The following is a 13814-nucleotide window of genomic DNA, read 5'->3' on the forward strand; positions in this document are numbered from 1 at the left end:
CCCGTGATGAACCCGGAATCCCTTCCCGAACCGTACCCCAGCCGTAGATCCCTGCTCCGCACGGCCGGACTCGCCGCGGTGGCAGCGCCCCTGCTCGGCGCCTGTGTCACCGCCGCCGGCGACGACGAGCCGGCCACCACCGGCGGCGCCGCCAAGACCGCGGACAACCCGCTCGGGGTCAAGGCGGACGCGCCGCTCGAGGTGGTCGTCTTCAAGGGCGGTTACGGCGACGAGTACGCGATCAAGGCCGAGCAGAAGTACCAGCAGAAGTACCCGGGCGCCGAGATCAAGCACCAGGGCCTGCAGAAGGTCGGCGAGGCCATGCAGCCCCGGTTCGTCGCCAACACCCCGCCGGACGTGGTCGACAACACCGGCGCCGGCCGTCTCGACATCGCCACCCTGGTCGGCGCCAAGCAGGTCACCGACCTGGCCGAACTGCTCGACGCGCCGGCGTTCGACCAGCCCGGCAAGAAGGTCCGGGACACGCTGCTGCCCGGAGTCGTGGAGGACGGCACGTTCGGCGGATCCACTGTCACGCTGAACTTCACGTACACGGTGTGGGGTCTGTGGTTCTCGAAGTCGCTCTTCGCCGAACGCGGCTGGACCTATCCGACGACGTGGGCCGAGATGCTCACCCTCTGCGAGACGATCAAGAAGGCGGGCATCGCGCCCTGGACCTACCAGGGCAAATACCCGGAGTACCTGAACGACCCGCTGCTCACCATGGCCGCCAAGACCGGCGGGATGGACCTGGTGAAAGCCGTCGACAACCTGGATCCGGCGGCGTGGAAGCAGCCCGGCCTCACCCAGGCCGCCGAGGCGTTCGCCGAACTCGCCGGCAAGGGCTACCTGATGTCCGGGTCGGAGGCGCTGTCGCACACCGAGGCGCAGGCCGCCTGGTGCCAGAGGAAGGCGGCGTTCATCCCGTGCGGCTCCTGGCTGGAGTCCGAGCAGAAGGACGTCACCCCGGCCGGGTTCGACATGGTGATGGGAGCGGTTCCGGCCGCCTCCACCGGCGACAGGATGCCGGGCACCGCGGTGCAGGCGGCCAGCAGCGAGTCCTACCTGGTCCCGTCGAAGGCGAAGAACGTGCCCGGCGGCCTGGAGTACCTGCGGATCCTCTTCGCCAAGGAGTCGGCGACGGCGTTCGCGCAGGCCAACAGCACCCTGCCCGCGGTGGCCGGGGCCACCGACGGGCTGACCCTGAGCAGCGGCCTGGGATCGGTTCGCGACGCGGTCACGGCAGCCGGTGGCGACGCTTTCAACTTCCGCTTCCGTACGTGGTACGCGCCGCTGGCCACAGCGGTCGACGACGCCACCGGCGAACTCGTGAACCGCCGGATCAGCGTCGCCGACTGGTCGGCCCGCATCCAGAAGGCGTCCGACGCCCTCGCCAAGGACGCCACCGTCGCGAAGTACACACGCTGATGCGGCACGGCCGGTGGCGGTTCCTGCTGGCCGCGCTGGTGCCGGCGCTGGTCCTGCACGTCGTGTTCGTGGTCTCCCCGTACGCCCAGGCCTTCTATCTCTCCCTGACCGACTGGACCGGGGTGGCCGGGGAGGCCCGGTTCGTCGGTTTGGACAACTTCGCCCGGCTCGGCGGCGACGCGCTGTTCCTGGACGCGGTCCGCAACAACGCGGTGATGCTCGTCGTGGTGCCGCTGCTGACCGTGGCGCTGGCGCTGTTCCTGGCGAGCATGCTGCACGGGCGGCGGCCGGTGCGCGGCGCGTCGGCGTACCAGATCGTCTACTTCTTCCCGCAGATGCTCTCCCTGGTGATCATCGCGGTGCTGTGGGGGTTCGTCTACAACCCGAACACCGGGCTGCTCAACTCGGGGCTGCGGGCGGTCGGCCTGGACGCTCTGGCCCGCAGCTGGCTCGCCGAGCCGTCGCTCGCCCTGATCGCGGTGATGGCGGTGGTGGTCTGGTCGTCGGCCGGGTTCTACGTGGTGCTGTTCAGCGCGGCGATCGACAGCATCCCGAAGGAGCTGTTCGAGGCGGCGGTGCTGGACGGGGCCGGGCGGTGGGCGACGCTGCGGCGGGTCACCCTGCCGCTGGTCGCGGAGAGCGTGCAGGTGGCGTTCGTCTACCTGGGGATCGTGGCGCTCGACGGGTTCGTGCTGGTCCAGGTCATGACGGTGGGACCGGGCGGTCCGGACGGGGCGACCGAGGTGGTCGGGCTGTCGCTGTACCGGACGGCGTTCACGTACGGCAAGTTCGGTTACGCCACGGCGATGGGGGTGGCGCTGTTCTTCGCCGCCCTCACCCTCGCGGTCCTCGCCCTGCGTTTCGGCCGCCGTTCGAACGTGGAGATGGCATGACAGCGCTCATGGAACGACCGGTCCGCACGCAGACGGCCGCACCGGCGCCGCGGGAGCGGTGGAATCCGCTGCCGCACCTGGCGATGCTGGCCTGGGCCGTGGTGACCGGGCTGCCGCTGCTCTGGGCGGTGATGAGTTCGCTCAAGACCGACCAGGAGATTCTCAACGAGCCGTGGTCGCCGCCGGCTTCACCGCACTTCGAGAACTGGTCGCGGGCGTGGACCGCCGCGAGCATCGGCCGGTACTTCTTCAACAGCCTGCTCGTGGTCGGCGGGGCGCTGCTGCTGACCATGTTCCTCGGGTCGATGGTCGCGTACGCCCTGGCCCGGTATCAGTTCCGGGGCAACCGGCTGATCTACTACACGTTCGTCGCGGCGATGTTCTTCCCGGTGTTCCTGGCGCTGGTGCCGCTGTTCTTCGTGGTGCAGCAACTCGGACTGCTCGGCACCTATCCGGGCCTCATCCTGGTGTACACCGCGTACGCCGTACCGTTCACGGTCTTCTTCCTGCACGCCTTCTTCCGCAGCCTGCCCGGCGAGGTCGCCGAGGCGGCGGTGCTCGACGGGTGCTCGCACGCCGGGGTGTACTTCCGCGTCATGATGCCGCTGGCCCGCCCCGGCCTGGTCGCCGTGGGCATCTTCAATTTCCTCGGGCTCTGGAACCAGTACCTGCTCCCGCTGGTTCTCAACCCCGACCCGGACCGGTACGTCCTGGCGCAGGGTCTGGCCGCCCTGTCGGTCAGCCAGGGCTACCGCAGCGACTGGAGTGGCCTGTTCGCCGGTCTGACCATCGCCATGCTGCCGGTGCTGGTCGCCTACGTCGCGTTCCAGAGACACATCCGCGCCGGTCTGACCGCCGGCGCGGTCCGGTAAATCCCCCATCTAGGAGTCACCATGTCCATGGGTAAACGGCTCTTCGCCGGCCTGCTTGTGTCTGCTCTATCCGCATTCGGCATCGTCGCCGCCCACGCCGGCAGCGCCGCCGCCGCGGACTGCGGCTACCTGTTCGACGACTTCCATTACACCTCCTCCGCCGACCCGGCGCTGACCGCCAACGGCTGGACGCCCCGCAGCTACCAGGGCGGTCCCGGGGTGCCCGGCGCCAACTGGTCGCCGTCCGCGATCACCTTCCCCACCAGCGGCGGGCAGCAGGTCATGCAGCTGACCGCGTCGACCGACGGCACCGCCGCCGGGACGAAGCACGCCGAGCTGTACTCGACCCAGAAGCGCTACCTGGAGGGCACCTACGCCAGCCGGATCCGGTTCACCGACGCACCGGTCAGCGGCAACGACGGCGACCACATCAACCAGACGTTCTTCACGATCAGCCCGCTCAACGGGGACATGGACCCCACGTACAGCGAGCTGGACATCTCCGAGTACCTGCCGAACGGCGGGTGGGGCGAGACCGGGCCGATCAACTACCAGACGAGCTGGTACACGTACCGGGCCGACCCCTGGTACGCCGACAACCTGCACTCCGAACAGCGCTCCAGCCTGGACGGGTGGCACGACCTGGTCGCGCAGGTGTCGAACGGGCACGTCGTCTACTGGATCGACGGGGTGCAGGTCGGCGACCACGGTGGGAAGTACTTCCCGCGCCAGACGATGACGATCAACTGGAACCTGTGGTTCATCGACACGGCGACGCACACCGGCGGGCTGTCGACCTACATCGAGCAGGTCGACTGGGTGCTGTTCGCCAAGAACCAGGTGCTGTCGCCGGCCCAGGTCAGCGCCCAGACGGCGGCGTACCGCACGGCCGGCACCCGGTTCACCGACACGGTCGCCTCGTCCGGGCCGTGCGTCAACCCGTCGCCGTCGGTCTCCACGTCTCCGTCCACACCGTCGGGCGGGGACTGCTCCGGCGCTCCGTCCTGGCAGCACGGCGCCGTCTACACCGGCGGCGCCGCGGTGAAACACGAGAAGAGCCGGTACGGCGACCCGTCCGGCCCGAAGTCCGGCGAGGGCGTGCACCTGTGGCGGGCCCGGTACTGGACGCAGGGCTCGGAGCCCGGCTGGACCGAGCAGTGGCAGGACCTCGGCCGCTGCTGACACACCCCTGACGAGCCTGGCGTACGGGATGCCGTACGCCAGGCTCGCACCGGTTCGGCTTCTCATGTTCGTCGATGTGTTGTAACGTCCGCCGGGAGCGCTCCCAGGCATCCCCCCTCGGGCCTTCGGACAAGGAGCTTCCATGAGACATCCCCTGCGCGCCCTCGCGGCGGCGATCCTCCTCGCCGCCGCCGGACTCTTCGGCCTGACCGTCGCCAGCCCGGCACAGGCCGACACCCGGATCTGCGACCAGTACGGATCGACCACCATCGGCGGCCGCTACGTGGTCATGAACAACCGCTGGGGCACCAGCGCCGAGCAGTGCATCAACGTGACCGGGACCGGTTTCAGCATCGTCAGCCAGCAAGGGACCGGCAACACCAGCGGCGCGCCGGTCTCCTACCCGGCCGTCTACTACGGCTGCCACTACACCAACTGCTCGCCCGGCACCAACCTGCCGATCCAGGTCGGCTCGATCTCCAGCGCCACCAGCAGCGTCGGCTTCAACTACGTGTCGGGGGCGACGTACGACGCCGCGTTCGACATCTGGCTCGACCCCACGCCACGGACCAACGGGGTCAACGCGCAGGAGATCATGATCTGGTTCAACCGGCAGGGCTCGATCCAGCCCATCGGCTCGGTGGTCGGCACCACCACGATCGGCGGCCGGACCTGGCAGGTGTGGCAGGGCAGCAACGGCTCCAACGCGGTCATCTCGTACGTCGCGCCGTCCCCGATCAGCAGCTGGAGCTTCAGCGTCCTGGACTTCATCAACGACACCCGCAACCGCGGCCTGATCACCAACTCCTGGTACCTGACCAGCATCCAGGCCGGCTTCGAGCCGTGGATCGGTGGCGCCGGCCTGGCCGTCACGAACTTCTCGGCGTCCGTCAACGGCGGCGGAACGACCGACCCGTCGACGCCGCCGCCGGGTCCCGCGGCCTGCCGGGTCACGTACGCCAGCAACGTCTGGAACACCGGCTACACCGCCACCGTGACCGTCGCCAACACCGGCGGCAGCGCGATCAACGGGTGGGCGCTCGGCTTCACGCTGCCCGCCGGCCAGAGTGTCGCCAGCTCCTGGAACACCTCGCTGAGCGGAACCTCGGGCGCGGTCACCGCCCGTAACGCCGCCCACAACGCGGGCATCCCGGCGGGCGGCAGCACGTCGTTCGGTTTCCAGGGCTCGTACAGCGGCAGTTTCGCCAGCCCGTCCAGCTTCACTCTCAACGGCACCGCCTGCGCCCGGGCCTGACGGACCCGTCTTCTGTCGGCCCCGAACCGCGGCTCGTCGCCGGCCGCGGTTTGGGGGCGGTGGGAGCGGGTAGGCGGGGCGGCGGTGGGTGACGGCCCGCCGTCACAGGAGGTGCTGATGCAGGCGATGGTCTATCGCGGTCCCTACCGGGTGCGGGTCGAGGAGAAGGACCGGCCGGCGATCGAACATCCGAACGACGCGATCGTACGGGTGACCCGTGCCGCCATCTGCGGCTCCGACCTGCACCTCTATCACGGGATGATGCCGGACACCCGGGTCGGGACCACGTTCGGGCACGAGTTCGTCGGTGTCGTCGACGAGGTCGGCTCCTCGGTGCAGCGGCTGAAACCCGGCGACCGGGTGATGGTGCCGTTCAACGTCTTCTGCGGGACCTGTTTCTTCTGCGCCCGCGGCCTGTACTCCAACTGTCACAACGTCAACCCGAACGCCACGGCGGTCGGCGGGATCTACGGTTACTCGCACACGACCGGCGGCTACGACGGCGGGCAGGCCGAGTTCGTGCGGGTGCCGTTCGCCGACGTCGGCCCGAGCCTGATCCCGGACTGGCTGGACGAGGACGACGCGGTGCTGCTCACCGACGCCCTGGCGACCGGCTATTTCGGCGCCCAGCTCGGGGACATCGCCGAGGGTGACGTGGTGGTCGTCTTCGGCGCCGGGCCGGTGGGGCTGTACGCGGCGAAGTCGGCCTGGCTGATGGGCGCGGGCCGGGTGATCGTCATCGACCACCTGGACTACCGCCTGGAGAAGGCGCGGACGTTCGCGCACGCGGAGACGTACAACTTCGCCGAGTACGACGACATCGTCGTGCACATGAAGAAGATCACCGACCATCTCGGCGCCGACGTGGCGATCGACGCGGTCGGCGCCGAGGCCGACGGCAACCTGCTGCAGCATGTGACGTCGGCGAAGCTGAAGCTGCAGGGCGGCTCCCCGGTCGCGCTGAACTGGGCGATCGACTCGGTGCGCAAGGGCGGCACGGTCTCGGTGATGGGCGCGTACGGGCCGATGTTCAGCGCTGTCAAGTTCGGTGACGCCGTCAACAAGGGGCTCACGCTGCGGATGAACCAGTGCCCGGTGAAACGGCAGTGGCCGCGGCTGTTCGAGCACATCCGCAACGGCTATCTGAAACCCAGTGACCTGGTCACCCACCGGATCCCGCTGGAGCACATCGCCGAGGCGTACCACCTGTTCTCGGCGAAGCTCGACGACTGCATCAAGCCGCTCATCGTTCCGAACGCCGGATAGGGGAGACCTCGTGGCCTACACGCCGGACAAGCCGAAACTGCCCGAATCCCGCGAGGAGCTGCGTGCCCGGATCCCCGGCTGGGGCGCCGACCTGGATCCGAAGGACCGGCCGTCGGTGCCGCGGGAGGTGTTCGACCCGCAGTTCGGCGGCGCGCACTGGGAGTTCCCGGAACGCCAGCCGGAACGCGTACCCCGGGAACGGTCGATCGAGCACAAGTTCCTGACCCCCGTCTTCGGCACGTCGAGCCCGCCGCGTGGGCTGTCCGGGGCGATCCGCCGGTACTCGTACGCCAAGTACAGCGAGGGCCGGGCCGCGCACTGGCTGCTGCTGCTCGCCGCCGACCGGGTCGACGTGGCGGAGAGCCGATTGCTGTCGCTGGTCACCGGCCGGCCGGACCGGATGATCGCCGAGACCGGCGTGCGGGCGGAGCGGTCGCATCACGGCGTGCGCTCACGGCGAGGGCGCGGGCGTACGGACGTCGCGCATCACCCGCTCGACCCGCTGATCGTCGCCGCGCCCTGGATCGTCGGCGCCGGCCTGGGATATGCCGTTCTGCGCAGGTTCTCCGGCAGGTGAGCCCACCGCGGCCCGGCGCGCGCACCCGCGCACGCCGGGCCTGTTCGGTCGGAGTGGGAATCGGTCACTGCAGGACGCCGGCGCGGAAGGCTTTCGCCACCGCGTGGGCGCGGTCGTTGGCGTCGAGCTTGCGGAAGACGTTGGCCAGGTGGCTGTGAATGGTCGCGGCGCTCAGGTACAGGTGGGCGCCGATCTGTTTGTTGGTCTTGCCTTCGGCGACCAGGGTGAGGATCTGTACCTCCCGGTCACTGAGGTCGTCGAACCGGTCACGGGTGGCGGGGGCGAGATGCGTCAGCTCATTCATGAATCTCACTGTCCCGGCAGCTCAGGGGTGTGGTGACCCTCCTTGTCGGGCAGTGCGTCGTAACGTCGGCACTGTCGAATCCCGGACGCTGAGCCGGCCCGGCAGGCCGTGACGACAGGTGGCTTCCGGCGGTGAATCGCGTCCCGCCGCGCCTCACGCGTTAACGAGGGCTTTCACTGCTTTCGGCGCCCCCGTTCACAGTCGTGGCGACCCGACCAGCACGGGGACGGCCTGAAGAACATCTCTTCGTAACGCGCCGCACATCTTGCCGAAAACGTTTTCGTAGTGAAACCTGACACCGGGAGCGGACTCGCCGGACAACGGCCCCGGGGGCGGGGTGGTGCGGCGAGCGGGGTGCCCCGTTGATCACCGATGCCGTCACGCGGGGGATGGGATCGCCGTAACGCATTGATCCTCATCAGTTCATGGAGGTTCTGTGAGACCCCGACGAACGGTCCGGGCCCTGTGCTCGGCCCTCCTCGCCATCCTGACCGCGCTCGCCCTGACCCCGGCGCGGGCCATCGCCGCCCCGGCCACCTGGAGCCCGCCGGCGAACCTGGTCACCCCGCTCAACCAGGTGTGGCAGCACCAGGAGCAGACCTACAACAACGGCAATCTGTACGGGTTCCGCAACTACGGCTGGGATCAGGTGATGGCCAATCGCGGCTACATCAACTACTGCGTGCGCTGGGACTCCTCGGCGACCGTGACCGCCGCCCAGCGGGATCAGATCCACGCCGCGCTGGCCCGCCAGCACAAGAAGTGGATGGACGAGCTGACCGGGCACAACGCCTGGCCGTACGCGCAGGTGCCGGTCAAGGTGGTCGGCTGGGCCGTACGGAATCGGTCGCAGCTGCAGTGGACCGACAGCTCCGTCGACATCTACGTCAACGACATCCGGGAGAACGCGCCGCAGTGCAGCGTGCCGTGCGGGCGGTTCTTCAACCAGAACGGCCAGTACCCGCGCTGCCCGGGCGGGGTGGCCCGGCACTACGACCAGTCACTGTGGCTCACCGACGGGTTCGGCGGCGGGGCCGGCGGCGACTGGGGCCAGCGGGTCGGCAAGGAGTACTTCCTCAACAACATCAACGCCGTCAACATGCACATCCTGCTGCACGAGATCGGTCATACCTGGGGCCTGGACGACTTCTACGACTGGACCCCGAGCGGTGTCGGCGGGTTCCTGATGAAGGCCGGCAGCGCCGCCCAGATCACCGAGTTCGACGCCTGGATGTTCCGCGACTGGTGGCGGCACCTCAAGAGCCGCTACGGCTACTGACCCCCCAGGTTCACGTGCCCGGCCGGAGACGGCCGGGCACCGGTCCACGACGAAGGAGTCGCATGTCGAGAAGGAGATGGCCGGCCGCGCTCTGCGTGCTGGTCACGGCGGTCGCCGCGGTCGCGGCCGCCGGCACCCCGGCGCAGGCCGCCAACCCGATCATCACCAGCATCTACACCGCTGACCCGGCGCCGCTGGTCGTCGGCGACACCATGTACATCTACGCCGGCCGCGACGAGGCGCCCACCGGCGGCAGCAACTTCGTCATGCGGGAATGGCACGTGCTGTCGTCGGCCGACGCCGCCACCTGGACCGACCAGGGCGCGAAGGCGAACATCGCGACCTTCCCGTGGGCCGGCGCCGACGCCTGGGCCGGTGAGGTCGAGCCGCGCAACGGCAAGTATTACTGGTACACGTCGATCAACGGGAACGGCGCCGGGTGGATGGACATCGGCGTCGCCGTCGGGAACAGCCCGACCGGGCCGTTCACCGACGCCAAGGGCGGGCCGCTGATCAGCGACGGCACCCCCGGCTCGTCCGGGCTCAACATCGACCCGACCGTCTTCGTCGACGACGACGGGCAGGCGTACATGTACTGGGGCGGGTACTGGGGACCCCGCGCCGTACGCCTGGCCGGCAACATGATCGACACGGTCGGCTCGGTCGTCACGCCGCAGGGGCTCAGCAATTACTGGGAGGCCCCGTGGATGTTCAAACGCAACGGCCTCTACTACATGATGTACGCGGCCAACGACACGAACGGCTGTGTCACCAACTCCAACTACGCCTGCCAGCGGTACGCGACCGCGACGAACCCGATGGGCCCGTGGACCCACCGCGGCATCGTGCTCGGGCAGGTGTCGTCGACCACCAACCACGCCGGGATCGTCGAGTTCAACGGCCAGTGGTACATCGTCTACCACAACGCGAACGCGCCCGGCGGCGGTAACTTCCGCAGGTCGGTGGCGGTGGATCGGCTGTACTTCAACGCCGACGGCACGATCCAGCCGGTCGTGCAGACGACCACGGGGCCGCCGCCGAACCCGGGCGGGGGCAGCGGCACGAACCTCGGGCCGTCGGCGACCGCGTCCACGTCGTACGTGTCGTCCTGGGAGAGCCTGTCGGCGATCAACAACGGGGGCGCGCCGGCCAGCTCGCAGGACCGGTCGAACCTGGCCTACGGCAACTGGCCGCAGCAGGGCGTGCAGTGGATCGAGTACCAGTGGCCGGCCGCCACGTCGATCAACAAGAGCGCGGTGTACTGGTTCGACGACAACCAGGGCATCGACCTGCCGGCGTCGTGTCAACTGCAGTACTGGAACGGCAGTCAATATGTACCCGTCCCACTGCAGTCACCATGTGGCGTCGCCGGCAACGTTGAGAACGTCAATACGTTCACCGCGCCGATCAACACGACAAGGCTGCGGCTGCAGATCACGTCGCGCAGCGGGTTCTCCACAGGCGTCCTCGAGTGGAAGGCGTTCCAGGCATGAGACGGCTCCGGGCGTACCCCATGGCCCTGCTTCTGATCCTGTCCTCGCTGGTGGTGGCGCAGCAGCCGGCGCAGGCCGCGCAACCGATCGGGTTCCCCACCTTCGGTAACACCGGGTCGATCCCGGCCCCGCCGGTCGGGTACTCGACCGGGGACACCATGCGCGCCATCTACGACGCGGAGGCCGGTGGCACCGACTTCTGGATGGACCGGCTGCTGGCCCGTACCGGGAACGACCCGGCCGGAACCTGGCTGATGACCCGCGGCCGCGCCGCCTTCATGTACACGCACAATCCCGCGGTGATCGGTTTCGGCGGCAACGCCGCCTACTGGGACAACATCTCCAGCCAGAACGCGTACGCGATCACCGCCTCCTCCGGCACGTTCACCGAGCAGCCCGCGCAGCGCCGGCAGACGCCCAGCCACTGGCGCAGCGTGCACACCGGCGGGTCGGTCCGGCTCGACGTCACGAAGTTCATCACGAACAACAACGTGCTGGTCACCAACGTGGCAGTGGTCAACACCGGCAGCGCCGCGACGACGCTGACCCTGAACGCGACCTCGCCGTACGCGACCACCGTCAGCGGCAGCGAACTCACCGGCACCCGGGCCGTGAAGAACAACCTGACGACGCTGTACCCCCGGTTCTCCGGGGACGGGTTCACCGCCGCGAACGGGGCGCTCAGCCGATCGGTAACGGTCGCGGCGGGGCAGACGGTGACGGTGAAGGTGCAGCTCGGGTTCGTCGCCACCGAGATCCCGGCATCGCGGACCGAGTACGACGCCTACCGTGCGCGGACCGCCGCCGACGCGTTCGCCACGCACGTGCGCGACTACAACCGCTGGTGGGCCGACAACGTCCCGTACATCGACGTGCCGGACCCGGCGATCAAGAAGAACATCTACTACCGCTGGTGGCTGATGCGCTTCAACCACCTCGACGCCGACATCCCGGGCCAGGACTTCCAGTTCCCGCAGTCGATCGAGGGCGTGACCGGGTACAACAACGCGATCGCGTTGACGCAGCCCATGCACATCGACGACCTCAAGTACCTGCGCGGCGCGGAGTACTCGTTCGGGCCGTACCTGGCGGTCGGGCAGTACTCGGCCAACGGCAGGTTCAAGGACAACCCGGGGGACCCGGAGAACTGGTCGAACTCGTACACCCAGTACATCGCCGAGGCGGCGTGGCGGGCCTACCAGATCCACGGCGGGCAGCCCGCCATGCTGACGAACTTCGCCCGGTACGCCGAAGGCGACGTGAAAGGCCAGCTCGCGACGTACGACACCAACAACAACGGGGTGATCGAGTACGACTGGGGCGCGATGACCGGCAACGACGCCGACGCCGTGTCGTTCCACTGGCGGGCCGGGAACCTGGACCGGGCCGAGACCGCGTACGTGTGGTCCGCGGCGGTCGCCGCCCAGCAGGCGTACACCCTGCTCGGCAACACCGCCAAGGCCACCGAGATGCAGACGCTCGCCGACCGGATCCGCACCGGCGTGGTGAACACCCTGTGGAACCCGTCGCGGCAGTTGCTGGAGCACAAGCACGTGGCGACCAACACGCACGTGCCGTGGAAGGAGATCAACAACTACTACCCGTACGCGGTGGGGCTGATGCCGAACACCGAGCAGTACCGGCAGGCGCTGCGCCTGTTCGGTGACGCCGCGCAGTACCCGATCTTCCCGTTCTACACCGCGAACCAGGTCGACAAGGCGGCTGCGGCGGCGGCGGGCAACCCGGGCAGCAACAACTTCTCCACGATCAACTCCACGGTGCAGTTCCGGCTCTACTCGTCGGTGCTGCGGAACTACCCGAACCAGTGGATGAACAACGACGACTACAAGAAGTTGCTGTACTGGAACGCCTGGGCGCAATACGTCAACGGTGACACGGCGTGGCCGGACGCCAACGAGTTCTGGGCCGACTGGAACGGCAGCGCCATCACGTACCGGTCGTGGATCCACCACAACATCCTCGGCAGCAGCAACTGGACGATCATCGAGGACGTGGCGGGGCTGCGCCCGCGTACCGACACCCAGATCGAACTGTCCCCGATCAACATCGGCTGGTCGCACTTCGCGGTCAACAACCTGCGCTACCGCAACGCGAACCTGTCGGTGGTGTGGGACGACCCGGCGGACGGGGTGACCCGGTACGCCGGCGTGCCGCAGGGCTACTCGATCTTCCTCAACGGGACCCGGGTGGCGACCGTCAACCAGCTCGTGCCGTTCACCTACAACCCGGCGACCGGGGCCGTCACCACCACCGGCACGGTCGCGGCGAGCACCGCGTTCCCGGCGCTGCAGGCGCCGCAGAACGTCGTGCAGTCGAGCGCCCGGATGGTCGACATCGCGGCCAAGGCCGGCGTGGACCTCACCTCGACCGCGCCGAACCTGGTCACCGGCAGCAGCGTGTCGGCGTCGTACACCACCTCCGGCACCTCGGCGGCGGGCGCGGCGGACGGGCTGCCGACCGACGCGCCGCTGTGGGGCAGTTACGGCAGCCCCAACACGACCGACTGGTACGAGGTGAACTTCGGGACCGCCAAGACGGTCGACGAGGCCCGGCTGTACTTCCGCAACGACCGGGCCGGGAACCGGTACCGGCCGCCCTCGGCGTACACCGTCCAGTACTGGAACGGCTCCGCCTGGGTCGCCGCCGCCTCGCAGGTCAAGACGCCGGGGGCGCCGCAGTCCAACTACAACAAGGTCAGCTTCACCCCGGTCAGCACGGCCCGGCTGCGGATCTCGTTCACCCAGCCGGCCGGCAGCGCGAAGGTCGGGTTGACGGAGATCAAGATGTACAGCCGTGGCGGCGGCGTCGACCCCGGACCGGTGAACCTGGCCGGATCGGCGACCCCGAGCGCCTCCTACACCTCGTCGTGGGAGAGCGTCGCGGCGATCAACGACGGCATCGACCCGCCGTCGTCGAACGACACGGTGAACCGGCGCTGGGGCACCTGGCCCAACCAGGGCCAGCAGTGGGCGGAGCTGACCTGGCCGAGCGCGCAGAACCTGAAGTCGGCCCAGGTGTACTTCTTCGACGACGGCCAGGGCATCGACCTGCCCGCCTCGTGGAAGCTGCAGTACTGGACCGGCAGCGCGTACGCGGACGTGCCGGGGGCCGGCGGCTATCCGATCGCGGCCGACCGCTACAACGAGGTCACCTTCACCCCGGTCGCGACGACCCGCCTGCGGGTCGCCCTGACCAGCGGAACGGCCTCGGTCGGCCTGCTGGAGGTGAAGGCCTTCGGCTGACC

At 68.9% G+C, this 13814-nt stretch carries 11 protein-coding genes; 10 read left to right on the forward strand and 1 reads right to left on the reverse strand.

What is annotated here, in order from left to right; genetic code table 11:
- Positions 1 to 6: 6 nt before the first annotated feature.
- From ngcE to ACZ3II_RS28820, 7 genes are all read left to right on the forward strand, one after another.
- Entirely contained in the window at positions 7 to 1428 is a 1422-nt protein-coding gene (ngcE, locus tag ACZ3II_RS28790; RefSeq protein ID WP_465521022.1) for an N-acetylglucosamine/diacetylchitobiose ABC transporter substrate-binding protein, read from the forward strand.
- Positions 1428 to 2321 carry a carbohydrate ABC transporter permease gene (locus ACZ3II_RS28795; RefSeq protein WP_465521024.1) on the forward strand — a complete coding sequence of 298 codons (894 nt, stop codon included), beginning with the start codon at positions 1428 to 1430 and terminating at the stop codon, positions 2319 to 2321. The genes ngcE and ACZ3II_RS28795 overlap by 1 nt, the downstream gene beginning before the upstream one ends.
- Positions 2318 to 3193: a carbohydrate ABC transporter permease gene (locus ACZ3II_RS28800; protein WP_465521026.1), complete on the forward strand. Its 876-nt coding sequence runs from the start codon at positions 2318 to 2320 to the stop codon at positions 3191 to 3193. The genes ACZ3II_RS28795 and ACZ3II_RS28800 overlap by 4 nt, the downstream gene beginning before the upstream one ends.
- A gap of 21 nt (positions 3194 to 3214) precedes the next feature.
- Positions 3215 to 4375, forward strand: a complete 1161-nt coding sequence (locus tag ACZ3II_RS28805; RefSeq protein WP_465521028.1) for a glycosyl hydrolase — start codon at positions 3215 to 3217, stop codon at positions 4373 to 4375.
- Positions 4376 to 4517: 142 nt separating this feature from the next.
- A complete protein-coding gene (locus tag ACZ3II_RS28810; protein ID WP_465521030.1) occupies positions 4518 to 5630 on the forward strand; it encodes a glycoside hydrolase family 12 protein in 1113 nt (370 codons plus the stop codon).
- Between the two features lie 84 nt (positions 5631 to 5714).
- On the forward strand, positions 5715 to 6896 hold the full coding sequence (locus ACZ3II_RS28815; protein WP_465521032.1) for a zinc-dependent alcohol dehydrogenase: 1182 nt from the start codon (positions 5715 to 5717) through the stop codon (positions 6894 to 6896).
- A 10-nt stretch (positions 6897 to 6906) separates the two neighbouring features.
- Complete coding sequence (locus tag ACZ3II_RS28820; protein WP_465521034.1) at positions 6907 to 7473, forward strand: hypothetical protein; 567 nt, start codon at positions 6907 to 6909, stop codon at positions 7471 to 7473.
- Between the two features lie 64 nt (positions 7474 to 7537).
- Here the strand turns inward: ACZ3II_RS28820 and ACZ3II_RS28825 are convergent, their stop codons facing one another.
- Positions 7538 to 7777 (reverse strand): response regulator transcription factor, encoded by a 240-nt coding sequence (locus ACZ3II_RS28825; RefSeq protein WP_465521036.1) that lies wholly within the window; start codon positions 7775 to 7777, stop codon positions 7538 to 7540.
- A gap of 436 nt (positions 7778 to 8213) precedes the next feature.
- Here ACZ3II_RS28825 and ACZ3II_RS28830 point away from each other — a divergent pair, with 436 nt between their 5' ends.
- The 3 genes from ACZ3II_RS28830 (at position 8214) to ACZ3II_RS28840 (ending at position 13812) form a co-directional block, all read left to right on the forward strand.
- The gene (locus tag ACZ3II_RS28830; protein ID WP_465521038.1) at positions 8214 to 9056 is read left to right on the forward strand and encodes a hypothetical protein; all 843 of its coding nucleotides are present in this window, start codon (positions 8214 to 8216) and stop codon (positions 9054 to 9056) included.
- 62 nt (positions 9057 to 9118) lie between these two features.
- Entirely contained in the window at positions 9119 to 10549 is a 1431-nt protein-coding gene (locus ACZ3II_RS28835) for a glycoside hydrolase family 43 protein (RefSeq protein ID WP_465521040.1), read from the forward strand.
- Positions 10546 to 13812: a discoidin domain-containing protein gene (locus ACZ3II_RS28840; RefSeq protein WP_465521042.1), complete on the forward strand. Its 3267-nt coding sequence runs from the start codon at positions 10546 to 10548 to the stop codon at positions 13810 to 13812. Before ACZ3II_RS28835 ends, ACZ3II_RS28840 begins: the two co-directional genes overlap by 4 nt.
- The last annotated feature ends 2 nt before the right edge of the window (positions 13813 to 13814 follow it).

It is taken from the genome of Actinoplanes sp. NPDC019969, assembly GCF_055562375.1.

What these genes read in the sequence shown, in the direction of transcription:
- ACZ3II_RS28810 (WP_465521030.1), top strand. Translation starts at nt 4,518, where the DNA reads ATGAGACATCCCCTGCGCGCCCTCGCGGCGGCGATCCTCCTCGCCGCC.
- ACZ3II_RS28800 (WP_465521026.1), top strand. Translation starts at nt 2,318, where the DNA reads ATGACAGCGCTCATGGAACGACCGGTCCGCACGCAGACGGCCGCACCG.
- ACZ3II_RS28805 (WP_465521028.1), top strand. Translation starts at nt 3,215, where the DNA reads ATGTCCATGGGTAAACGGCTCTTCGCCGGCCTGCTTGTGTCTGCTCTA.
- ACZ3II_RS28835 (WP_465521040.1), top strand. Translation starts at nt 9,119, where the DNA reads ATGTCGAGAAGGAGATGGCCGGCCGCGCTCTGCGTGCTGGTCACGGCG.
- ACZ3II_RS28795 (WP_465521024.1), top strand. Translation starts at nt 1,428, where the DNA reads ATGCGGCACGGCCGGTGGCGGTTCCTGCTGGCCGCGCTGGTGCCGGCG.
- ACZ3II_RS28825 (WP_465521036.1), bottom strand. Translation starts at nt 7,777, where the DNA reads ATGAATGAGCTGACGCATCTCGCCCCCGCCACCCGTGACCGGTTCGAC.
- ACZ3II_RS28840 (WP_465521042.1), top strand. Translation starts at nt 10,546, where the DNA reads ATGAGACGGCTCCGGGCGTACCCCATGGCCCTGCTTCTGATCCTGTCC.
- ngcE (WP_465521022.1), top strand. Translation starts at nt 7, where the DNA reads ATGAACCCGGAATCCCTTCCCGAACCGTACCCCAGCCGTAGATCCCTG.